Source organism: Sphingomonas sp. GlSt437, from assembly GCF_048015635.2.
Lineage (GTDB): Bacteria > Pseudomonadota > Alphaproteobacteria > Sphingomonadales > Sphingomonadaceae > Sphingomonas.
Genome location: NZ_JBPGYA010000001.1, coordinates 81,329 through 103,214, shown reverse-complemented (window position 1 = coordinate 103,214; position 21,886 = coordinate 81,329). Strand labels below are relative to the sequence as shown.

The window sequence follows — 21,886 nt, the reverse complement described above, 5'->3', positions numbered from 1 at the left end:
ATCCGCCATAAATCGCGTGGTTTACTCGTGGAATTCGGCGGCTTCGGGAATGCGGCCAAAGGCGATCTTGGTGCCGACGCGGTCGAGGCGGCCACCCGTCATCGGCCCCACCGATACGGCATGGCGGCCGAAGCGCTCGTTTAGGCTATCCATTGCGCGGCTCAGCGCCAGCCCACGCGTTTCGCGCGCGAGCGGATCATTAGGGTCGAGCAGGCCGAACAACGATCCCTGCTCGCCATCGGTCGGCGCGATTTCGGACAGCGTGACGCCGATCATCCGAACCTGAAAGCCGCCGCCTTGCGCCTTGGCCGCATCGAGCAGGCGCGGGAACAGCGCATCGAGCGCGTCGAGGATCACGAAGCTGTCCTGGGTCGCCGGCAATCGGACGGACCCCTGCCATTTCGCCTTGTTCGTTTCGAACCGGGCGTGGAGCACGAGCAGCCGGGCGCGATAGCCTTTGCGGCGCAACCGGCTCGCGGCTTTGAGCGTCAGTCGTCGCGCGGTAAGGCGCGCCGGTTCCGCCCCGCGCTGGCGGGGAGAGAGGACGTGGCTGTGCCCGATGGTGCGGCTCTGCGTCGGCTTGTCGGGCAAGTCGACGCCGTGGAGCAGATACCAGAGCCGGTCGCCATTGGTGCCGCCCCAGGCGGTGCCGGCGTCGCGCGGTCGGCGGGCGCATAATTGGCGGATATCGTTGATGCCATCCTGCGCCAATCGCCGCTCCATTTTCGCACCGATGCCAGCGATCTCACGCAATTTTAGGCCGAACAGCGCGTGCGGCAGCATCTCGGCGCTGAGCACGATGAGGCCGTCGGGCTTTTGCAAGTCGGAGGCGAGTTTCGCGAGCAATCGGTTGGGCGCAATGCCGACCGAGCTTGTCAAGCAGTCCCCGACATGGGCGCGGATGCCCGCCTTGATTCGCCTGGCGAGCGCAACAGCGCCGTCGCGATCATTCTCGTTGTCGAGCAACCGGCAAGCGACTTCGTCGATCGAGCAGACATGGGCGACGGGGATGTGGCGCCATACTTCCTCGATCACCGCGTCGTGGAACTCGACATAGCGGTCATGCCGCGCCGGCGTGATGAGCAACTCGCGGCACAAGCGCTTGGCTTCCCACACCGGCGTGCCGGTCGAGATGCCATAACGTTTGGCCTCGACCGAGGCGGCGATGGCGACGGTCGTGTCGCTGTCCACCGGCGCGACGATGATCGGCTTGCCGCGCAGCTCGGGCTGGAGCTGCTGTTCGACGCTGGCGAAATAGCTGTTGAGATCCAGGTACAGCCAGCGCAGCGGGCGCGGCGGCAAGACAAGATCGGCAGCGTTCGACATGGTTGGAACAATAGCAGAACGCGTGCTCACGGCAAGGCGCCACGGGTCGGCCAAGCCAGTATTGGCTGCGCCCATTTGCAACGCTTATTGCGGTCGGCCCGTGACGGCTTATTGAAGGCGCATGACCATCGCTCCCACCAGCATCGCGCTTATCGGCAACACCCCGCTTGTCCGGCTGAAGGGGCCGAGCGATGCCGCCGGCGCCGAGATTTTCGCCAAGTGCGAATACACCAACCCCGGCGCCAGCGTGAAAGACCGCGCGGCGCTCTACATCGTCCAGGATGCCGAGGAACGCGGCGCGCTGAAATCGGGCGGGACGATCGTGGAGGGGACGGCGGGCAATACCGGCATCGGCCTCGCGCTCGTCGGCAATGCCAAGGGCTATAAGACGATCATCGTGATGCCCGAAACGCAGAGCCGCGAGAAGATGGACACGCTGCGCGCGCTGGGTGCCGAGCTGGTGCTGGTACCGGCGGCGCCCTATGCTAATCCCGGCCATTTCGTCCACACCAGCCGCCGCATCGCGGAAGAGACGCCCGGCGCGATCTGGGCCAATCAGTTCGACAATATCGCCAACCGCAAGGCGCATATCCTGGGCACGGCTGAGGAAATCTGGGAGCAGATGGACGGCCGGATCGACGGCTTCACTTGCGCGGTCGGTACCGGGGGGACGCTGGCAGGCGTTGGCCTGGGACTAAAATCGCACGACGAGAATGTTACGATCGCGCTGACCGATCCTTACGGTGCCGCGCTCTATAATTACTACGCGCATGGCGAGCTGAAAGCCGAAGGATCGTCGGTCGCCGAAGGCATTGGTCAGGGCCGCATCACCGCCAATCTCGATGGCGCGCCGATCGACACGCAATTCCGCATCTCGGATGCCGAGGGCCTTGAATGGGTCGAGCGGTTGCTGAACGAGGAGGGGCTGTGCCTTGGCCTCTCCTCGGGCATCAACGTTGCCGGGGCGATCGAACTGGCGCGCCAACTGGGGCCGGGCAGCCGCGTCGTGACCATCCTGTGCGACACAGGCTTCCGCTACCTCTCGACGCTCTACAACCGCGAGTGGCTGGAGGCGAAGGGCTTGCCGGTGCCGGCGCATTTTCGCGCTCATTGACGTCGTTGCCGCTACGGCAAGCACAGGGGTTCGACAACGCGGCCGATCGGCGCTAAATTGTGCACCGGGCCATGACGAACGACATTTCCGATACTGCCCAGGCAATGCAGCGCATCAAGGTCGGGGTAACCGGCCTGGCAGCGGTGCTGTTGCTCATCCTGCTTGCAAGCGCGGTGCTCAGCTGGGCCAGCAAGGAAAAGCCTGTCGCGGTGGCCGGCTCGGCCAAGCCCGATGTCGTCGCCAATATGACTCAGGCCAATGCCAGCACGCCGGCCGATGCGCCCGCCAAGGAACCGCTCGCCGAGCTGGGCGTCGCCCCGAGCGCTGCGCCGGGCGGCGCTGCCAACAGCGCCGCACCCGCATCTCGCGGCCATTGATCGTGGCTCGCGCAGCGAGTCGTCTTGCCGGGCGCGCCACCTCTGCCGCCGCAATACTTGTCGCGCCCGCGCCAACCCAAGAACAAGCCATGAACATATCGCCCGATCCCCGTTTTCACCCCGATCCCGGATAGAAATTCCCGCGATTTCCCCTCTAAAACCCATTTCGCCCGTTGCATCCCAACCACACCCCTGATACCGATACGGTTAACAGGGGCGGGCACCCTCTTATTCGTTGGTGATCGGCGAAGGGCGCGACGGCGCGCTTTTCGGCGGGAGGAAGTGCGCGCCCCGCAAGTGAGGGCGGCGTGTCGGGGAAGGGGATCTATCAGGGCTATGCCTTGCAGGCGGTCGACGACAAGGGTCGCGTCGCGATCCCGTCGTCGCTGCGCGCAACGCTGATCGCCCGGGCGCCGGCCGGCGTCGATCCCAAGGACGCGATGAGCGTCGTGCTCGGCTTTCACGAAAGCGACCCCTGCCTGATAGGGTATGACGCTGGCTATGCCGAGGCGCTCCACGCTGAGCTCGCCGAGCGCGCCCGCGCCCATGCCGGTGCCGACGGCGCGCCCAAGGGCGCCATCCTACGCAACGCGATGGCCGCCGAGACGCTGCCCTTCGATAGTAGCGGCCGCTTCATCCTGCCCCCGTTCCCGCGCCGCCGGATGAACATCGGCCGCTACGCCTTCTTCTACGGCATGGGCGACTGGTTCGAGATGTGGGACCCCGCCACGCTCGTCGCCAGCGACGCCGCCAGCGATGTGATGAAGGACGCCGTTCGCTTCTTCATGGAAGAGCGGGGCGAAACGCTGTGAGCGATGCCCGACACACCCCCGTATTGCTCGACGAAGTGATCGATGCGCTCGCCATCGCCCCCGGCGAGCGCCATGTTGACGCGACCTTCGGCGCCGGCGGCTACACCCGCGCCATGCTCGGCCAAGGCGCCGAGGTGATCGCTTTCGATCGCGACCCTGATGCGATTGCCGGCGGCCAGGCGCTGGTTGCCGAGGCGGCGGGGCGGCTGACGCTGATCCACGCGCCTTTCTCGGCGATGGAGAGCGAGCTTGCCGCGCGCGACAAGCTGCCCGTCGACGGCGTCGCAATGGACATCGGCGTCTCGTCGATGCAGCTCGACCAGGCCGAACGCGGTTTTTCGTTCCAGGCGGATGGCCCGCTCGACATGCGGATGGGCCAGGCGGGCATGAGCGCCGCCGATTTCCTCAACACCGCCGACGAAGCCGAAATCGCCGATGTCATCTATCTGTACGGCGAGGAGCCGCGCGCCCGGCGCGTCGCGCGCGCGATCGTGGCTGCCCGCCCCATCGCGCGCACGGGCGAGCTGGCGCAGATCGTCCGTCGCGCGCTCGGCCACAAGCCGCACGACAAGAAGGACCCGGCGACGCGGACCTTCCAGGCGATCCGCATCCATGTGAATCGCGAGCTCGCCGAGTTGACCGAGGGCTTGTCGGCGGCGGAACGCGTGCTGGGCGAGGGCGGCCGGCTGGCGGTGGTGACGTTCCATAGCCTGGAGGACCGCATCGCCAAGCGCTTCTTCAAGGAACGCGGCGGCGCCTTGCCGGCGGGATCGCGCCATTTGCCCGCGCAGGCGCCCGCTGCGGCACCCAGCTTTGCTCGCGTCAGCCGCGCGATCCGCGCGAGCGACGAGGAAACCGCCCGCAATCCGCGGGCACGATCAGCAACCTTAAGGGCAGCGATGCGTACCGGCGCTGCCCCGTGGCCGTTGGGAGAAGCACGGTGACGGCAGCGTATCGAATGCGGGGTTTGGGCTGGTTCATGGCGGTCGTCGCCATGGCGCTGGGGTTCTATCTGGTATCGCTGCAGGTCGCCGCCGAGCGCAAGAAGCTCGATGATGTCAATCGCGCGATCGCCGCCACCAACCGCACCATGCGCCAGTTGCAGACCGAATTCGATACCCGCGCCAATCTCGCCCAGCTCGAGCGCTGGAATGGCACGGTGCTGGCGATGGCGGCGCCCAATGCCGATCAGTTCATGGCGGATGACGCGCAGCTGGCGATGGTCGATTTCCACACCGGTGAGGCGCCGGCGGTGGCGCGTAGCGCTACCTATGTCGTGCCGGCGCTGCCGGTGGATGCTGATCGCGGATCGGCGCCTGCTCCGGCGACTGCCCAGCCTTCGCCCGCTTCAAAAACGCCGCAACCTGCGGCTCGGCCGGTCGCACCGGCGCGTGTCGCGCCAGTGGGCGCAGTCATGATGGCATCGGCAACCCCGCACAAGGCGGCGCCCGCCAAGGTCGTGCCTGCCAAGGCCACGACGCGGCTGGCCGCGCCAACCCCCGCACCGACGGCTGTCGCGATGCTCAGCCGCCGCGCGGCCGACGATCGCACGCTAAGCGATCTGCTCAGCCGCGCCGATGTCATCACCGAGCGGGCGCGTTGAGCGTCATCGTCGCCCGTATCGCACCGATGCGCCGCCCCGCCGCCGAGCGGCAGTCAGCCGTGGCGACCACGCAGGTGCGCCTGATGGTGCTGATGCTGATGATCGCCGCCGGCGTGCTCGCCATTATCTTGCGCCTTGCCTGGCTCGCGGTCTTTTCGAGTCCGGCCACGACGCTGGAAGGCGCCGCTGCGCTCGTACCGCTGCGGGGCGACATCGTCGATCGCAACGGCGCGCCGCTGGCCCGCACGATCGATGCCTGGTCGATCGGCATCCACCCCAACAAGGTGATCAGCGACAAGCACGAGCTGGCGGAGAAGCTGGCTGAGCTGATTCCGACGCATGATGCCGGCTGGTATGAAGCACTGCTTCGTTCGGGCGCGAACTTCGCCTATCTCGAGCGCCGCGCGATGCCCGATGTCGTCGCCAAGGTGAACGCGCTTGGCGAGCCCGCCATGGCCTATACCCGCGAGCCGGAGCGGCTCTATCCGCAATCGGAAATGGCAGCGCAGACGCTTGGCTTTGTCGATCTCGACGGGCAGGGCAATGGCGGCATGGAGCGCGCGCTCGAAGATCAGCTGAGCAAGCCCGAGCGGCGCGGCCAGCCAGTGGCGCTGTCGATCGATTCGCGCGTGCAAGCAGCGATGGAAAGCGAGCTGGGCGCGGCGATGGCGAGCTTCCACGCCCGCGATGCCGCCGGCGTGGTGCTCGATGTGCAAACGGGCGAAGTCGTCGCGATGACCTCGCTGCCCACCTACAACGCCAATCGCGTGCCGCCGATCCTCGACCCCAATAACCCCGATGATCCCGGCGCGATGGCGCGGCGCAACAATGTGACACAGTCGATCTATGAATTGGGCTCGACCTTCAAGCCGATCACCATGGCGGCCGCGATCGACGATGGCGTCGTCACCTCGATGGCGCGGCGCTTCGACGCGACCCAGCCACTCGAAATCGGTCGCTTCAAAATCCATGACGATCATGCCCAGAAGCGCTTCCTCGATATTCCCGAGGCGCTGGTCCATTCCTCCAACATCGTCACCGCGCGGATTGCCGACGAAATCGGCGCGGATCGCATGCAGGCGATGTTCAAGAAGCTCGGCTTCGATACCCGGCCCGACATCGAGCTGCATGAGCGCCAGAAGCCGCGCTGGCCGCAATTCTGGGCGCGGGTGACGGTGATGACGAGCGGCTATGGCCACGGCATCGCGGTGACGCCGCTCCACCTCGCCAGCGCTTATGCGGCGCTGGTGAATGGCGGCATCTGGCGCCCGGCGACCTTGCTCAAGGTTGCGCCGGGGAAAGCGCCCGAGGGTCGGCGCGTGATTTCCGAGGCGACTAGCGCGCGGATGCGCCAGCTACTCCGCCTCGTCGTGCTGCAAGGCACCGGCAGAAAGGGCGAGGCGCCCGGCTATCGCGTCGGCGGCAAGACGGGAACGGCTGAAATTGCCATGAAGAACGGCTATTCGAGGAATCGAAATGTTTCGACCTTCGCTGCCGCTTTCCCCATGGATTCACCGCGTTACGTCGTCATCGCGATGCTCGACTCGCCCATTGGCAACGCGCAGTCGGGCGGGCAGACGACGGCGGCGTGGACCGTCGCCCCGGTCGTCTCGCGCGTCATCATGCGGACCGCGCCGATGCTAGGCGTGATGCCCGACACCAACCGCGACGTCGACGTGTCTGAATTGCTGCCCTTGCTCTGGCACGCGCCCGGCGAGGACCAGGCCGTGCCCGAATGAGGGCGGCGGCATGAAGCTCGGCCAGCTGATTGACGTGCCCGAGGGCGGCGAGCGCCAGGTGACGGGCTTTGCGATCGATCATCGCAAAGTCGCGCCCGGCACGGTTTTCGGCGCGTTTCCGGGCCTGCGCTTCAACGGCGAGGATTTCGTGCCTGCGGCGGTGGCGGCGGGTGCGATCGCGATTGTCGCGCGGCCAGGGGTTGCCGTGGCCGGTGCCGCGCATATCGGCGCCGAAAACCCCCGCGAGACTTTCGCCGCGCTTGCCGCCAAATTCTTCGCGCCGTTCCCGGAAACCTGCGTTGCCGTCACCGGCACCAACGGCAAAACCTCGACCGTCGAGATGACGCGGCAATTGTGGCGGATGGTGGGACTGAGCGCGGCGTCGATCGGCACGCTAGGCGTGACGACGGCGGACGATCGTGCGACAACCGGGCTGACGACGCCCGACGTTGTCACTTTCCTCTCCAACGTCGCCGGGCTGGCGCGCGAGGGGGTCACGCATCTGGCGTTCGAGGCATCGAGCCATGGCCTGTCGCAATATCGCATCGATGGGCCAAAGGTCTCGGCCGCCGCCTTCACCAATCTCAGCCGCGATCACCTCGATTACCACAAGGACATGGCCGATTACTTCACCGCCAAGATGCGGCTGTTTTCGGAAGTGCTTGATCCGGCCGGAACCGCCGTGGTGTGGGTCGATGACAATGAATATGCCGCGCGCGTCATCGATCTCGCGCACGAACGCGGCAATCGGCTGATCACGGTCGGGCCGTCGGGCGATACGATCCGGCTGGTCAGCCGTGATCCGACCTTGCTGGGGCAGGGGCTCGTCGTTGCCATCGATGGCCGCGAACACAAGGTAACGCTGCCGCTGATCGGCGCTTATCAAGCGGCGAACGCGCTGACGGCAGCGGGGCTGGTGATCGCGACGGGTGGCGACGTGACGACGACGATCGGCAATCTCTCGCGGCTTCAGCCGGTGCGTGGTCGGCTCGAACGCGCGGTAATCGCGAAGTCGGGCGCGCCGGTCTATGTCGATTATGCCCACACGCCGGATGCTGTCGAGGCGGCCGTGGCGGCGCTCAAGCCCCATGCGGGCGGGCGGCTGATCGTCGTGCTGGGCGCTGGCGGCGATCGCGACGTTGGCAAGCGGGCGGCGATGGGCCGCGTCGCTGCTGACACCGCCGACATCGTCTATGTGACCGACGACAATCCGCGCACCGAGCAGCCGGCGCAGATCCGAGCGCACATCATGGAAGGCGCGCCGAGCGCGATCGAAATCGGCGACCGCCGCCGCGCCATCGGCGCCGCTATTGCCGACGCCGAGGCGCAGGACATCGTGCTGATCGTCGGCAAAGGGCACGAGCAGGGGCAGATCGTCGGCGATCTGGTGCTGCCGTTCGATGACGTGACGGTGGCGCGGGAGTGCGCGGCGTGAGCGCGCCGCTCTGGACAGCTGCCGAGATCGCCACCGCGACCGGTGGGCGTGCCTCGGCCGATTTCGCGGCGACTTCGGTGACGTTCGACTCGCGCGAGGTTGAGGCAGGCTCCCTGTTCATCGCGCTCAAGGGGGCCGCGACCGACGGCCATCGCTTCATTGATGAGGTGTTTGCCCGCGGCGCGGCGGGCGCGATTGTCTCTACCCCCGTCGATCACCCGCATGTGCTGGTGCCCGACACCATGGCCGCGCTCGAAGCGTTGGGGATCGCGGCGCGGGCGCGCACCGGCGCAACCGTCATCGGCGTCACCGGCTCGGTCGGCAAGACGGGCACCAAAGAAGCGCTTGCTGCCGCGCTGGAGCGAAGCGCGCCGGGCCATGTTCACCGCTCGGTCAAAAGCTACAACAACCACACCGGCGTGCCGCTCAGCCTGGCGCGGATGCCCGCCGACAGCCGCTACGCCGTGCTCGAAATGGGCATGAACCATGCGGGTGAGCTTGCCGCGCTGACCCGCTTCGTACGGCCCCACATCGCCATCATCACCGCCATCGCGCCCGCGCATATCGAATTCTTCGATAGCGAAGAAGGCATTGCCGACGCCAAGGCCGAGATTTTCCAGGGGCTTGAGCCCGGTGGCACTGCGATCGTGCCGTTCAACAGCCGCCATTATGCGAGGCTCGACGCGGCAGCGCGGCAGCATGCCGATACCGTAATCAGCTTCGGCCTGAACGACGGCGCCGATGTCCGCGCGCTGGAAACGATGCGCACCGAAACCGGCGGCACGTTCGTGACCGCGCGCCTTCGCCACTCCGAATTGAGCTTCACCATCGGCCTGCCCGGCGCGCATTGGGTGTCGAACGCGCTTGCCGTGCTGGCGGCGGTGGAAGCGGCGGGGGCGGATGTCGCGCTGGCCGGCCTCGCGCTTGCTGAAATGAGCGATTTGCCAGGCCGCGGCGCGCGCTTCATGGCGGCGGTGGGTAACGGCAAGGCGCTGGTGATCGACGAAAGCTACAACGCTAATCCCACCTCCATGCGCGCGACGCTGGCCGTGCTGGGCGCCGAACCCGCCGCCCGCAAGATCGCCGTGCTGGGCGCGATGCGCGAACTGGGCGCCGACAGCGCTGCCTATCACGCCGACCTTGCCGAGCCCGTTGTGGCGGCCGGCGTCAGCCACGCCGTGCTGGTCGGCGACGAGATGGCGCCGCTGGCCGATCGGCTGCTTGAGCATGGCATCGATTTCGTCCATGTCGCGGATGCTTCGGCGGCGCGGCAAGCACTCGCAAACGTGCTTGCGCCTGGCGATGCGGTGCTCGTCAAGGGGTCGAACGGGGTGGGGCTGGCGGCGGTGGTCGCCAGCCTGAAAGGCCAAAGCTAATGCTCTATCTTATCGCGCAATCACTGGGCTTTCCGGGGGTCTTGAACCTCATTCGCTATCTGAGCTTCCGTTCGGGCGGGGCGGTGGCGACGGCGCTGTTCCTCGGGCTGATCATCGGGCCGCGCTTCATCGGCTGGCTGCGCGTGCGGCAAGGCAAGGGCCAGCCGATCCGCGACGACGGCCCGCAATCGCACCTCGCCAAGCGCGGCACGCCGACGATGGGCGGGCTGATGATCCTGACCAGCCTGGTCGTCTCCAGCCTGCTCTGGATGGACCTGACCAATCCTTACGTCTGGGCGTGTCTGTTCGTGACGCTCGGCTTCGGGCTGATCGGCTTCCTCGACGACTATGATAAGGTCCGCAAGCAGAAGACGGCGGGGGTTTCCGGCCGCGTCCGCCTGCTGGGTGAGTTCGCGATTGCCGGGGGCGCCGCTTTCCTGATCAGCCGACTGAACGGCATGACGCTCTATCTGCCCTTTTACGACCGGGGCTTCGATATCGGCTACGCCTATATTGCCTTTGCCGCGTTCACGATCGTCGCGTTCGGCAACGCGGTGAACCTGACCGACGGGCTCGATGGGCTGGCGACAATGCCGGTGATCATTGCAGCAGTGACGTTCATGTTGATCGTTTACCTGACCGGCAACGCCAAATTCGCTGAATATCTCGGCATTCCCCACGTCCCGCGCGCCGGCGATCTCGCGATTTTCTGCGGGGCGATGGTGGGGGCGGGGCTGGCGTTCCTTTGGTTCAACGCGCCGCCGGCCGCGGTGTTCATGGGCGACACCGGTAGTCTCGCTCTGGGCGGCGCGCTCGGCACGATCGCCGTCGTTGCGCATCACGAGATCGTGCTGGGCATCATCGGCGGCCTGTTCGTCGTCGAGGCGCTGAGCGTCATCATTCAGGTGTTCATTTTCAAGCGCACCGGCAAGCGCGTGTTCAAGATGGCGCCAATCCACCACCATTTCGAGCAATTGGGCTGGGCTGAACCCACCGTGGTGGTCCGCTTCTGGATCATCGCGCTGGTGCTGGCGCTCGCTGGCTTGTCGACGCTGAAACTGCGGTGATCACCAGCCCTGCCTGGCGCGGTAAACGCTATGCAGTGCTGGGGCTGGCGCGGTCCGGCGCGGCGACGGTCGATGCTCTGCTGGCGGCGGGGGCAAGCGTTGTAGCGTGGGACAGTGATGAGGGACGGCGCAATGCCATCGGCGAGCGCGTGTCGATCGCCAATCCCGAAACGATCGACCTCACCAGTTTCGAAGCAATTATCGTCTCCCCCGGCGTCCCCCTCAACACCCATCCCATCGCTGCCAAGGCGCGCTCCGCAGGCGTGCCAATCATCGGCGATATCGAGCTGTTCGCTCAAGCCCGCCCTTCGCTGCCCCCGCACAAGGTTGTCGGCATTACCGGCACCAATGGCAAGTCGACGACCACGGCGCTCATCCACCACATTATCCAGACCGCCGGCGTGCCGACGTTGATGGGCGGCAATATCGGTCTGCCGATCCTGGCGCAGAAGCCGCTCCTGTCCGGTGGCATTTATGTACTGGAGCTCTCGAGCTACCAGATCGACCTGACCCACACCCTCGATTGCGACGTCGCGGTGCTGCTCAACATCACGCCCGATCATCTCTATCGCTATGACGGCTTCGAGGGCTATGCCGCCGCCAAGGCGCGGTTGTTCGCGATGCAGTCGGCGGATCATGTCGCGATCGTCAACATCGGCGATGTCCCCTCGGCCAAGATCGCGCGCGGCTTGTCGGCGCGGGCGGAACATCTGATCAAGATCGCCCCTGGTTTCTGCATGGATCAATCGCGCTGGCCGTCGCTTCAGGGCCCGCACAATGCGCAGAATGCGCTCGCCGCGATCAACGCTTGTGAGGCGTTGGGCATTCCCGGCGCGGCGATCGACAAGGGGTTGGAGACCTTCGCCGGGCTGCCGCACCGCACCCAGCGGATCGCGACGATCAATAGCGTCGCTTATGTCGATGACAGCAAGGCGACCAACCCGGAATCGACGGCGCCGGCGCTGGCGGCTTTCGACCGAATCCACTGGATCGTCGGTGGCCGCGCCAAGAGCGACAATCTCGATCCCTGTCGCCCGCAGTTCGGCCATGTCGTCTGCGCCTATACGATCGGCGAAGCGGGGCCGCGCTTTGCCGAGATCCTGGCGGACGCCATGCCGGTCGAGCAATGCGGGACGCTGGACGTCGCGGTGGCGCGTGCCGCTGCCCAGGCTAAGCCGGGCGAGACGGTGCTGCTGTCGCCCGCCTGCGCATCGTTCGACCAATTCACCGATTACGAAGCGCGGGGCGCGGCATTTCGCGCGGCAGTGGAGGGGCTGCAATGACCGAGGCACGGATGGGCGCGGGCGGGCAAGCGCTGTGGGCGCGGATGAAACCGCGCGGCGGGCGCGGCGATCGCAGCCCGCTCGGCATGTGGTTCTGGGATATCGATCGCGTGCTGCTGCTGCTTGCGCTGCTGCTGATCGCGATCGGGTTGCTGGCGGTGGCGGCCGCCTCGCCGGCGTCGGCGGTGCGCTATTCGGGCGACCATACCCACATCGCGCCACTCTTCTATTTCTGGCGACAGCTTGGCTGGGTGGCGATTTCGCTGCCGATCATGTTCGTTGTCTCGATGCTGCCGGTGCCGGTCGCGCGGCGGCTGTCGTTGATCGGGGCGGGTGTGTTTCTGCTGCTGCTGGCGGCGGTGCCGTTCATCGGCGTCGAGGTGAATGGCGCGCGGCGCTGGATTGGCGTCGGCATCGCGCAGTTCCAGCCGTCGGAGTTCCTCAAGCCGTTCTTCGTCGTCGCGCTGGCCTGGCTGTTGTCGCTCAAGGCCAAGGATGAAACGCTGCCGATCGTACCGCTCTCGGTCGTGCTGATCGGCGGTATCGCGGCGTGCCTAATGATGCAGCCCGATCTGGGCCAGACGATTATCTTCGGCGTGCTGTGGCTGGCGCTGCTCGCGCTGGCCGGCACGCCGATGAAGGTGCTCGGCACGATGATCGGCGCGGTGCCGGTCGGGCTGCTGCTCGCTTATGAATTTTACGATACGGCGCGGCTGCGCATCAACGCGTTCCTGCACCTCGACGACAAGACCGCGCCCATTGACCATTACCAGACCGACAAGGCGCACGCGACGCTCACTGCCGGCGGACTCGTCGGCACTGGCCCCGGCGGCGGCACGATGAAGTTCAACCTGCCCGAGGCGCATACCGATTATATTTTCTCGGTGATCGGGGAGGAATTCGGGCTGATCGCGTGTGCGATCATTGCGCTGCTGTTTTTGGCGCTGGTCGTCCGCGTCTTCGTCAAGTTGCTCGACGAGCAGGACGAGTTCCGCCTGCTCGCCGCCGCCGGCCTTGCTACCCAATTCGGCGCGCAGGCTTTGGTCAGCATGGCGGTCAACACCGGCATCGCGCCGTCGAAAGGCATGACGCTGCCCTTCATCAGCTATGGCGGATCGTCGATGATTGCCCTTTCGATCGCAATGGGCTTGCTGCTGGCGTTCACCCGGCGCAATCCGTTCCTCAACCGATCACCCTATAGTGTTCGCTGGAGCGGCCAATGACGACGCAGCGCCATTTCATCCTCGCCGCTGGCGGCACTGGTGGGCATATGGTGCCTGCCGCTGCACTGGCGATCGAGTTGCAGCGGCGCGGCCACCATGTTTCGCTGATTTCGGACGAGCGCGGCGTGCGCTTTCCGGGCCTGTTCGAAGGCATCGCGACGCACATCCTGCCGGCCGGGCGCTTCGCCGGCGGCCCGATGGGCTGGCTGCGCGCCGGCGCGGCGATGTGGCGCGGCCGCGCGCAGGCAATCCGGCTGATGAAAGCGCAGCGCCCGGCGGCGGTGATCGGCTTTGGCGGCTATCCGGCCTTTCCCGCGCTCTCCGCCGCGTTCGCCCAGCGGGTGCCGACCGCGATCCACGAGCAGAACGCCGTGCTCGGTCGCGTCAACCGGCTGGTCGCGGGACGCGTCGATGCGATCGCCACCTCTTATGCCGAAGTCGAGCGCCTGGCGGACAAGGCGCGCGGCAAGACGCATCTTGTCGGTAATCCGGTGCGCGATGAGGTCGTGGCGCTGCGCTCGATGCCCTATCCGTTGCTCGAGGAAGACGGCATTTTCCGGGTGCTGGTAACGGGCGGCAGCCAGGGCGCGAGCGTGCTGAGCCAAGTCGTGCCCGATGGCCTGGCGCTGCTCCCCGTCAGCTTCCGCCGGCGCCTTCAGGTCACGCATCAGGCGCGGATCGAGGACATCGACAAGGTCCGCGCCAAATATGCCGAACTTTCGATCGCGGCTGAGCTGGCGACCTATCTGCCCGACATGCCCGAGCAGTTGAAATGGGCGCACCTCGTCATCGCCCGCGCCGGCGCCTCGACGATTGCGGAGCTCACCTGCGCCGGCCGCCCCGCGATCCTGGTGCCGCTGCCGAGCGCGACCGACGACCATCAGACCGCCAATGCCCGCGAGATCGCCCAGGCCGGCGGCGCGCGGACCATCTCGCAGACCGCCTTCACGCCGGTCGAACTTGCCAAGCAGATGCAGAAATTGGGGCTCGACCCTTCCGCGTTGCAAAACGCCGCTGGCCGCGCCCGCGCCTGCGGCCGGCCCGATGCCGCGCGCGATCTCGCCGATCTCGTCGAGAGCCTCGACATGCCGCCCGCACCGCGCCGCATCGGCCGCGTCAAGACCGGCAATGGCTTCGTCACCACCGCAGCGGCGGCGTCATGACCGGCGTCGCTACGGATATCGGCACGATCCACTTCGTCGGCATCGGCGGCATCGGTATGTCGGGCATTGCCGAAGTGATGCACAATCTCGGCTATCGTGTGCAGGGATCGGATGTGGCCGAGGGCTATGTCGTCGCCGGGCTGCGCGACAAGGGCATCCCCGTCCATATCGGCCATGATGCCGATAATCTCGGTGATGCGGCGGTGCTGGTCTGCTCGACCGCGATCAAGCGCGGCAACCCGGAAGTCGAAGCGGCCTATGAGCGCCGCATCCCCGTCGTCCGCCGCGCGGAAATGCTTGCCGAGTTGATGCGGCTGAAATCCACGGTCGCGGTTGCCGGCACGCATGGCAAGACGACGACGACCAGCATGGTCGCCGCGCTGCTCGATGCAGGCGGCGTGGACCCGACCGTGATCAACGGCGGCATCATCAACAGCTATGGCTCGAACGCGCGGCTCGGCGCCAGCGATTGGATGGTGGTCGAGGCCGACGAGAGCGACGGTAGCTTCCTGCGGCTCGATGGCACGATTGCGGTCGTCACCAACATCGATCCCGAACATCTCGATCATTACGGCTCGTTCGATGCGGTGAAGGATGCTTTCGTCGAGTTTGTCGAGAATGTGCCTTTTTACGGCGCGGCGCTGCTGTGCCTCGATCACCCCGAAGTGCAGGGCATCATCCCGCGCCTGCGCGACCGGCGCGTGGTGACTTATGGCTTTTCGGCGCAAGCGGACGTGCGCGGCGTCAATGTCACCCCCGTGCCCGGCGGCAACCGTTTCGAAGCGATCGTCCGCCAGCGCGACGGCAGCAGCCGATCGATCGAGGGGATCGAGCTGCCGATGCCCGGCCGCCATAATGTCCAGAATGCGCTCGCCGCGATCGGCGTGGCGCTGGAGCTGGGCATCGATGATGCGACGATCGCCAAGGGCTTCGCCAAGTTCGGCGGGGTCAAGCGGCGCTTCACCAAGGTGGGTGAGGTGCCAGTTGACGGTGGGGTCGCGACAATCATCGACGATTACGGCCACCACCCGGTCGAGATTCGCGCCGTCCTGGCCGCGGCACGCGAGGGCGCCGAGAACCGGGTGATTGCGGTCGCGCAGCCGCACCGCTTCACCCGATTGCGCGACTTGATGGAAGATTTCCAGCAAGCGTTCAACGACGCCGACATCGTCTATGTCGCGCCTGTCTATCCCGCCGGCGAAGCGCCGATCGAGGGCGTCGATGCCGAGGCATTGGTCACCGGCATCCGCAATCGCGGGCATCGCTCGGCGCAAACGGTCGCCGACGCAGGCGCGCTGGCGAAGACGCTGGCCGAAACGATTGAGCCCGGCGATATGGTGATCTGCCTGGGGGCGGGCGACATCACCAAATGGGCCGCGGGTCTGGCCGACGCGATCCGGGAGGTGCGGGCGTGAACGCAGTGGCGCCGATCTCGTCCGTTCGCGGCCGCCTGACTGCCGACGCGCCGCTTGCGCCGCTCGTCTGGTTCAAGTCGGGCGGGCCAGCGCAGTGGTTGTTCGAGCCGGCTGACATCGACGATCTGCGCGCCTTTCTTGCTGATCTCGATCCCGCCTTGCCGGTGATGGCGCTGGGGCTGGGCTCCAACCTCATCGTCCGCGATGGCGGCGTGCCCGGCGTCGTGGTGCGGCTGGGCAAGGCGTTCAGCTATGCGACGCCGGGCGAGGACGGCGTGTCGCTGCGCTGCGGCGGCGGCACCTCGGGCATCCTCGTGTCATCGACCGCGCGTGACGAGGGCATTGCGGGGCTGGAATTTCTCCGCTCGATTCCGGGCACCGTCGGCGGCTTCGTGAGAATGAACGGCGGCGCTTATGGCCGCGAGACCAAGGATGTGCTGACGCGGTGCACGGTGGTGCTGCGCGACGGCTCGATCCGCGAGCTGGCCGTCGATCAGCTCGGCTATACTTATCGCCACTCGACCCTGCCCGAAGGCGCCATCGTGGTCGAGGCGACCTTTGCCGGCACGCCGGGTGATCCTGCCGCGATCCAGGCCGAAATGGACCGCATCGCCGCCGCGCGCGAAGCCTCGCAGCCGCTGCGCAGCAAGACCGGCGGCTCGACCTTCAAGAACCCGCTGCCGCACAAGGCGTGGGAAGTGATCGATGCCGCCGGCTGTCGCGGCCTGAAGCGCGGCGACGCGCAGGTGAGCGAGAAGCATTGCAATTTCCTGCTCAATCTGGGGGCGGCAACGAGCGCGGATATCGAAGGGCTGGGCGAGGACGTGCGCGCGCGGGTGAAGGCGCAGTCGGGTATCGAGCTCGAATGGGAAATTCAGCGCGTGGGGGCGGGGCTGTGAGCTTGATCGCTCCAAATCCTCCCCTGAAAGGGGAGGTGGCAGCGCGCAGCGCTGACGGAGGGGTATCCCCCTCACGATGGCACCATACCCCTCCACCATGCCTGCGGCATGGTCCCCCTCCCCTTGCAGGGGAGGATTTGTGGTAGCGCCCCTCCACGTCGCAGTCCTGATGGGCGGCTGGTCGGCCGAGCGCGAGGTGTCGTTGTCCTCGGGCAAGGGCGTTGTCGCCGCGCTTGAGACGCTCGGCCATCGCGTCACCGCGATCGACATGGGCCGCGACGTCGCACTGAAGCTCGCCGAGGCGGCGCCCGACGTGGTGTTCAACGCCCTGCACGGCACACCGGGCGAGGACGGCTCGGTGCAGGGCATGCTCGACCTGATGGGGCTCAAATACACGCATTCGGGCATGGCGACCTCGGTCATCGCGATCGACAAGCACCTGACCAAACAAGCGCTGGTGCCGCACGGCATCCCGATGCCCGGTGGGCGGATGGTCAAGAGCGAGGAGCTTTACGACCGCGATCCGCTGCCGCGCCCTTATGTGCTCAAACCCGTCAATGAAGGCTCGTCGGTCGGCGTCGCGATCGTGACGGTCGAAGGCAATTACGGCAGCCCGATTGCGCGCGGATCGGCGGGGCCGTGGGGGGAATTCGAGGAATTGCTCGCCGAGCCGTTCATCCGCGGCCGCGAGTTGACAACGGCGGTGCTGGGCAACCGGGCGCTCGGCGTCACCGAACTCCAGCCCAAAAGCGGCTTCTACGACTATGACGCCAAATATACCGACGGGATGACGACGCACATCTTCCCCGCGCAAATCCCGGATGATGTCGCGGAAGCCTGCAAGCGCATCGCACTCGACGCGCATCGCCTGCTCGGCTGCAAGGGGTGCAGTCGCGCCGATTTCCGCTGGGATGACAATCAGGGCGTCGAGGGGCTTTTCCTGCTCGAGGTCAACACCCAGCCCGGCATGACGCCGCTCAGCTTGGTGCCCGAGCAGGCGAAGCATCTCGGCATCGATTACCCGCAACTCGTCCAGATGATCATCGATGAGGCGCTGACATGAGCCGATCGCTCAAACGCACCGCTCAGCGGCCAACGCCGCGCCGCAAAACCAAGGCCAAGCGCCAGCCATCGACGCTCGACAAGGTCGTCGCTTCACTGCCGGTGAGTGAAGCAACGCTGCGCCGCTTGTCGACCGCAGCGATGATGACGTTGTTGATCGGCGGCGCGACTGGCGCGGCGTTCTTCTTCGGCGTGCCGCAAGCAGCGGCGGTGGCGGCGGCAGAGCAGATCGGCAGGGCGGGCTTCCGCGTCGATGGTATCGAGGTGACCGGCACGCACCACGTCAACGCGATGAGCGTCTATACGGCAGCGCTCGACCAGCAATCGCGCGCGATGCCGCTGGTCGATGTCGCCGCGGTGCGCCAGCGGCTGCTCGGCCAGCCCTGGGTCGCGGATGCGCAAGTCAGCCGGCGCTTGCCCAACAAGCTCGTCATCAACATCGTCGAGCGTACGCCGGCGGCGATCTGGCAGAACCATGGCGCGCTGCAATTGGTCGATGCAGATGGCCGGCCGCTCCAGCAGATCAAGCCCGAGGATGCGCCCGACTTGCCGCTGCTGATCGGCGAGGGCGCCAATTGGCGCAACCCCGATTATCGCGCGCTGCTCGCTCAGGCGCCGGCGCTGAAGCCCCTGGTGCGCGCGGCGACCTGGGTGGGCAATCGCCGCTGGAACTTGCTGTTCCAGACCGGCGAAACCCTCGCGCTGCCCGAAGAAGAGCCCGAAAAGGCACTGATCAAATTCGCCGAGCTTGATGGCTCGCGCTCGCTGCTCGGCAAGGGCTGGGTGCGCTTCGACATGCGCGACCCGAGCCGGCTCGTCGCGCGCAAGCCGAGCCTGGAAGTCCTGCACGCGGCCGGCAGCACCGCGCCGATTGGCGGCGCCGGCGGCTTGACCACCACGACGTTCGCAACCGACGACCAGGGCAGGGAGGGCTAACGACATGGCCAAGGCAGCACCCGAGGGACTGATTACCGCGATCGACATCGGCTCGTCCAAAGTCTCGGCGCTGATCGCGCAAAGGGCCGATGGCGGCGAACTGGTCGTGCTCGGCACGGGCCAGCGCGAGAGCCGCGGCGTCAAGCGCGGCTATATCGCCGATATGCAGGCGACCGAATCGGCGGTGCGCGAAGCGGTCGAGCAGGCGGAGCGGATCGCGGGCCTCAATATCGAGAATGTCTGGGTCGGCTTTTCGGCGGGCGGGCTGGTGAGCGATGTTGCCTCGGTAGAGGTCGAGCTGGGCGGGCACCGCATCGAGCAGGCCGATATCGACGATCTGCTGCGCGCCGGGCGTGAGTCGATCGACCCCCAGGGGCGCATGGTGCTGCACGCGCAGCCGACGCTCTACACGCTTGACGGGCTGACCGGCGTGAAGAACCCGCTCGGGCTCCATGCCGACCGGCTCGGCGTCCATATCCATGTCGTCGCCGCGGACGGGTCGCCGGTGCGCAATCTCGATCTGTGCGTGCGCTCGGCGCATCTCGATGTGAAGTCGATCATCGCAGCGCCGGTGGCAACCGGGCTCGCGTGCCTGTCCGATGAGGAGCGCGAGCTCGGCGTCGCGTTGGTCGAGCTGGGCGCGGGCATCACCAACGTCTCGCTGTTCGCGGGCGGCATGCTGGTCGGCTTGACCTCGATTCCAATCGGCGCCGCCGACATTACCGATGATATCGCCAGCGCCTTCGGCACGCGCCGCGCCGAGGCCGAGCGGATGAAGTGCTTCTACGGCTCGGCCAACGCCACGCCGCGCGACAATCACGACATGATCGACGTCGCGCCGATCTCGGTCGACGAGGAGTCGGGTGAAGCATCGCGCATCACCCGCGCGCAGCTGATCGCGGTCATTCGCCAGCGGCTCGACCATCTGATGAACGAAATCCGCAAAGCGCTCGCCGATCTCGGCTTTGATGGCCCGGTCGGGCGCCAGGTCGTGCTGACCGGCGGCGGCGCGGAATTGAAGGGCATCGCCGATTATGCGCAGGCGGCGCTGGGTCGCGCGGTGCGCGTCGGGCGTCCGCGCCGGCTGACCGCGCTGCCCGATGCGCATAGCGGGCCGGCCTTCGCGACGCTGGCGGGGCTCGCCCAATATGCTGCGTCCAACCCGGTCGATCTGCGCGCGGTGGCGTTTGACCATCAACAAGTCATCCGCCCGGCCGGTTTCGCCTCGATCCGGCGCCTGATCCAGGCGTTCCGGGCGAATTATTAAGAAAATGCGACACTGAAATGGCGATGGGGGCTAGGATCGCCTCAACGCTTGGTGCAGAACAGCGATAACGGTGCTGCCCGCCGATCATTGGCCAGGCAGCGGGGGCGTGTGGAGACTGGGTGATGAGCATCGAATTTCTTCCTCCCGAAGTGGATGAGCTGAAGCCGCGCATCGCGGTGATCGGCGTCGGCGGGGCAGGCGGCAACGCCATCGGCAACATGATGCGCGCGGACGTGCAGGGCGTCGATTTCTGCGTCGCCAACACCGATGCGCAGGCGCTGAAGCAATCGACCGCGGGGCAGCGCATTCAGCTGGGTGCGAAGATAACGCAAGGCCTGGGCGCGGGCTCGCGGCCCGAAATCGGTCGCGCCGCAGCCGAAGAGACGATCGAGTCGATCGCCAAGACGCTGGAAGGTGCGCATATGTGCTTCATTGCCGCCGGCATGGGCGGCGGCACCGGCACGGGTGCTGCCCCCGTCATCGCCAAGGCAGCGCGCGACATGGGCATTTTGACCGTGGGCGTCGTCACCAAGCCCTTCTCGTTCGAAGGCGCGCGCCGCGCCAAATCGGCCGAAGCGGGCATCGAGGAACTGCAGAAGTACGTCGATACGCTGATCGTCATTCCCAACCAGAATCTGTTCCTCATCGCCAACGCCAACACGACCTTCAAGCAGGCGTTCGAAATGGCGGACGAGGTGTTGCAGCAAGGCGTGCGCGGCATCACCGACCTGATGGTCATGCCCGGCCTCATCAACCTCGATTTTGCCGATGTTCGCTCGGTGATGCAGGAAATGGGTAAGGCGATGATGGGCACCGGCGAAGCCGAGGGCGATGACCGCGCGCTCGTCGCGGCGCAGAAAGCGATCAACAACCCGTTGCTTGACGGTGTCAGCATGCGGGGCGCCAAGGGCGTCATCATCTCGATCACCGGCGGCGAGGATATGCGCCTGCTAGAAGTCGACGAGGCGGCCAATCATATCCGCGAACTCGTCGATCCAGATGCCAACATCATCTGGGGCTCGGCGTTCAATCCCGAGCTTGAAGGCAAGATCCGCGTGTCGGTGGTTGCGACCGGCATCGATGCCGAAGCCAATGCGGCCAAGCCGGCGGCGGAGCCGGCGCGCGCCTTCACCTTCGGCGCGCCGCGCCGCCCTGTCGAAGCGCCGGTTGCTGCCCCCGCCGAGCCCGAAACGCCCGAGCACGCCGCCGAGCCGGCGCATGAGCACGAGGTGGCAGCTGAGCCGGCCGCTGACCCCGCGCCGCAGCCGGTGCCCGTGTTCAGCGATCTGCCGGGCGAGCCGCCTGTCACCAAGATCGAGGCTCCCGCCGCGCATGACGAGCTCGTACTCGGCGCCGACAATGCCGTGCCCGGGGAAGCCGATGCGCCTGCGGAGCCCGAGGCACCCGCACGTCGCCGGTGGATTTCGCCCGGGGCGGCCGCCGGTACGTCCGCGTCGGAGCCCGCTGCCGAAGAGCCCGCGCCTGCGCCTAAGCCGCGGCTGGGCGGTACGCTGTTCGAGCGGATGTCGAGCGCAACGCGCGGCGCGGCCAAGGAAGAAAGCGACAGCGAGCGCGAGCCGCTCGATATCCCGCGTTTCCTCCACCGCCAGAACAACCAGTAATTCCCGGGTGATAGGCTGGTCGCTGGGTCCAGTCGCTCCGGCGATTGGTCCAGCGCCAGCCCCTTGCTTTAGCGGCAGCGCCATCGTTTAAGCGGATTGTGATCAAGCGCCCCTCTCGTCACCCCGGCCGTGCGCCGGGGTCACGCATAATTTCAGGCCATAGGGTT

19 protein-coding genes are annotated in these 21,886 nt (G+C 66.7%); 18 read left to right on the top strand and 1 reads right to left on the bottom strand.

All coding sequences use genetic code 11. The features are described 5' to 3' along the window. Window positions 1–21: 21 nt before the first annotated feature. On the bottom strand, window positions 22–1,326 hold the full coding sequence (locus ACLB0R_RS00480; RefSeq protein WP_434953654.1) for a DNA polymerase Y family protein: 1,305 nt from the start codon (window positions 1,324–1,326) through the stop codon (window positions 22–24). A gap of 121 nt (window positions 1,327–1,447) precedes the next feature. Here ACLB0R_RS00480 and ACLB0R_RS00475 point away from each other — a divergent pair, with 121 nt between their 5' ends. From ACLB0R_RS00475 to ftsZ, 18 genes are all read left to right on the top strand, one after another. After that, entirely contained in the window at window positions 1,448–2,440 is a 993-nt protein-coding gene (locus ACLB0R_RS00475; protein WP_416641208.1) for a cysteine synthase A, read from the top strand. A 71-nt stretch (window positions 2,441–2,511) separates the two neighbouring features. Next, complete coding sequence (locus ACLB0R_RS00470) at window positions 2,512–2,817, top strand: hypothetical protein (RefSeq protein ID WP_416641207.1); 306 nt, start codon at window positions 2,512–2,514, stop codon at window positions 2,815–2,817. 308 nt (window positions 2,818–3,125) lie between these two features. After that, the gene (locus ACLB0R_RS00465; RefSeq protein ID WP_416641205.1) at window positions 3,126–3,629 is read left to right on the top strand and encodes a division/cell wall cluster transcriptional repressor MraZ; all 504 of its coding nucleotides are present in this window, start codon (window positions 3,126–3,128) and stop codon (window positions 3,627–3,629) included. After that, complete coding sequence (gene rsmH / locus ACLB0R_RS00460; RefSeq protein WP_416641204.1) at window positions 3,626–4,573, top strand: 16S rRNA (cytosine(1402)-N(4))-methyltransferase RsmH; 948 nt, start codon at window positions 3,626–3,628, stop codon at window positions 4,571–4,573. The genes ACLB0R_RS00465 and rsmH overlap by 4 nt, the downstream gene beginning before the upstream one ends. Before the next feature lie 35 nt (window positions 4,574–4,608). Beyond that, window positions 4,609–5,232, top strand: a complete 624-nt coding sequence (locus ACLB0R_RS00455) for a hypothetical protein (RefSeq protein WP_434953652.1) — start codon at window positions 4,609–4,611, stop codon at window positions 5,230–5,232. Then, entirely contained in the window at window positions 5,229–6,971 is a 1,743-nt protein-coding gene (locus ACLB0R_RS00450) for a peptidoglycan D,D-transpeptidase FtsI family protein (RefSeq protein WP_416641201.1), read from the top strand. The genes ACLB0R_RS00455 and ACLB0R_RS00450 overlap by 4 nt, the downstream gene beginning before the upstream one ends. Before the next feature lie 10 nt (window positions 6,972–6,981). After that, window positions 6,982–8,406 (top strand): UDP-N-acetylmuramoyl-L-alanyl-D-glutamate--2,6-diaminopimelate ligase, encoded by a 1,425-nt coding sequence (locus tag ACLB0R_RS00445; protein WP_416641199.1) that lies wholly within the window; start codon window positions 6,982–6,984, stop codon window positions 8,404–8,406. After that, window positions 8,403–9,782: a UDP-N-acetylmuramoyl-tripeptide--D-alanyl-D-alanine ligase gene (locus ACLB0R_RS00440; protein ID WP_416641198.1), complete on the top strand. Its 1,380-nt coding sequence runs from the start codon at window positions 8,403–8,405 to the stop codon at window positions 9,780–9,782. Before ACLB0R_RS00445 ends, ACLB0R_RS00440 begins: the two co-directional genes overlap by 4 nt. Then, window positions 9,782–10,849, top strand: a complete 1,068-nt coding sequence (gene mraY / locus ACLB0R_RS00435; RefSeq protein ID WP_416641196.1) for a phospho-N-acetylmuramoyl-pentapeptide-transferase — start codon at window positions 9,782–9,784, stop codon at window positions 10,847–10,849. Before ACLB0R_RS00440 ends, mraY begins: the two co-directional genes overlap by 1 nt. Beyond that, the gene (murD, locus tag ACLB0R_RS00430) at window positions 10,846–12,132 is read left to right on the top strand and encodes a UDP-N-acetylmuramoyl-L-alanine--D-glutamate ligase (RefSeq protein ID WP_416641195.1); all 1,287 of its coding nucleotides are present in this window, start codon (window positions 10,846–10,848) and stop codon (window positions 12,130–12,132) included. The genes mraY and murD overlap by 4 nt, the downstream gene beginning before the upstream one ends. Then, window positions 12,129–13,355: a peptidoglycan glycosyltransferase FtsW gene (locus tag ACLB0R_RS00425; protein WP_416641193.1), complete on the top strand. Its 1,227-nt coding sequence runs from the start codon at window positions 12,129–12,131 to the stop codon at window positions 13,353–13,355. The genes murD and ACLB0R_RS00425 overlap by 4 nt, the downstream gene beginning before the upstream one ends. Beyond that, complete coding sequence (gene murG, locus ACLB0R_RS00420; RefSeq protein WP_416641191.1) at window positions 13,352–14,518, top strand: undecaprenyldiphospho-muramoylpentapeptide beta-N-acetylglucosaminyltransferase; 1,167 nt, start codon at window positions 13,352–13,354, stop codon at window positions 14,516–14,518. Before ACLB0R_RS00425 ends, murG begins: the two co-directional genes overlap by 4 nt. After that, complete coding sequence (gene murC, locus ACLB0R_RS00415; protein WP_416641189.1) at window positions 14,515–15,933, top strand: UDP-N-acetylmuramate--L-alanine ligase; 1,419 nt, start codon at window positions 14,515–14,517, stop codon at window positions 15,931–15,933. Before murG ends, murC begins: the two co-directional genes overlap by 4 nt. Further along, the gene (gene murB / locus ACLB0R_RS00410; protein WP_416641187.1) at window positions 15,888–16,832 is read left to right on the top strand and encodes a UDP-N-acetylmuramate dehydrogenase; all 945 of its coding nucleotides are present in this window, start codon (window positions 15,888–15,890) and stop codon (window positions 16,830–16,832) included. Before murC ends, murB begins: the two co-directional genes overlap by 46 nt. A gap of 139 nt (window positions 16,833–16,971) precedes the next feature. After that, window positions 16,972–17,895 (top strand): D-alanine--D-alanine ligase, encoded by a 924-nt coding sequence (locus ACLB0R_RS00405; protein WP_434953649.1) that lies wholly within the window; start codon window positions 16,972–16,974, stop codon window positions 17,893–17,895. Then, entirely contained in the window at window positions 17,892–18,830 is a 939-nt protein-coding gene (locus ACLB0R_RS00400; protein ID WP_416641186.1) for a cell division protein FtsQ/DivIB, read from the top strand. The genes ACLB0R_RS00405 and ACLB0R_RS00400 overlap by 4 nt, the downstream gene beginning before the upstream one ends. Before the next feature lie 4 nt (window positions 18,831–18,834). Beyond that, entirely contained in the window at window positions 18,835–20,097 is a 1,263-nt protein-coding gene (gene ftsA / locus ACLB0R_RS00395) for a cell division protein FtsA (RefSeq protein WP_416641184.1), read from the top strand. Window positions 20,098–20,219: 122 nt separating this feature from the next. Further along, window positions 20,220–21,719 carry a cell division protein FtsZ gene (gene ftsZ, locus ACLB0R_RS00390; RefSeq protein ID WP_416641182.1) on the top strand — a complete coding sequence of 500 codons (1,500 nt, stop codon included), beginning with the start codon at window positions 20,220–20,222 and terminating at the stop codon, window positions 21,717–21,719. The last annotated feature ends 167 nt before the right edge of the window (window positions 21,720–21,886 follow it).

Bases quoted from the DNA above. Each gene is read 5' to 3' on its own strand.
- ACLB0R_RS00480 (WP_434953654.1), bottom strand. From the start codon at position 1,326: ATGTCGAACGCTGCCGATCTTGTCTTGCCGCCGCGCCCGCTGCGCTGG.
- ACLB0R_RS00475 (WP_416641208.1), top strand. From the start codon at position 1,448: ATGACCATCGCTCCCACCAGCATCGCGCTTATCGGCAACACCCCGCTT.
- ACLB0R_RS00470 (WP_416641207.1), top strand. From the start codon at position 2,512: ATGACGAACGACATTTCCGATACTGCCCAGGCAATGCAGCGCATCAAG.
- ACLB0R_RS00455 (WP_434953652.1), top strand. From the start codon at position 4,609: ATGGCGGTCGTCGCCATGGCGCTGGGGTTCTATCTGGTATCGCTGCAG.
- ACLB0R_RS00445 (WP_416641199.1), top strand. From the start codon at position 6,982: ATGAAGCTCGGCCAGCTGATTGACGTGCCCGAGGGCGGCGAGCGCCAG.
- mraY (WP_416641196.1), top strand. From the start codon at position 9,782: ATGCTCTATCTTATCGCGCAATCACTGGGCTTTCCGGGGGTCTTGAAC.
- ACLB0R_RS00425 (WP_416641193.1), top strand. From the start codon at position 12,129: ATGACCGAGGCACGGATGGGCGCGGGCGGGCAAGCGCTGTGGGCGCGG.
- murG (WP_416641191.1), top strand. From the start codon at position 13,352: ATGACGACGCAGCGCCATTTCATCCTCGCCGCTGGCGGCACTGGTGGG.
- murC (WP_416641189.1), top strand. From the start codon at position 14,515: ATGACCGGCGTCGCTACGGATATCGGCACGATCCACTTCGTCGGCATC.
- murB (WP_416641187.1), top strand. From the start codon at position 15,888: ATGGGCCGCGGGTCTGGCCGACGCGATCCGGGAGGTGCGGGCGTGAAC.
- ACLB0R_RS00400 (WP_416641186.1), top strand. From the start codon at position 17,892: ATGAGCCGATCGCTCAAACGCACCGCTCAGCGGCCAACGCCGCGCCGC.
- ftsA (WP_416641184.1), top strand. From the start codon at position 18,835: ATGGCCAAGGCAGCACCCGAGGGACTGATTACCGCGATCGACATCGGC.
- ftsZ (WP_416641182.1), top strand. From the start codon at position 20,220: ATGAGCATCGAATTTCTTCCTCCCGAAGTGGATGAGCTGAAGCCGCGC.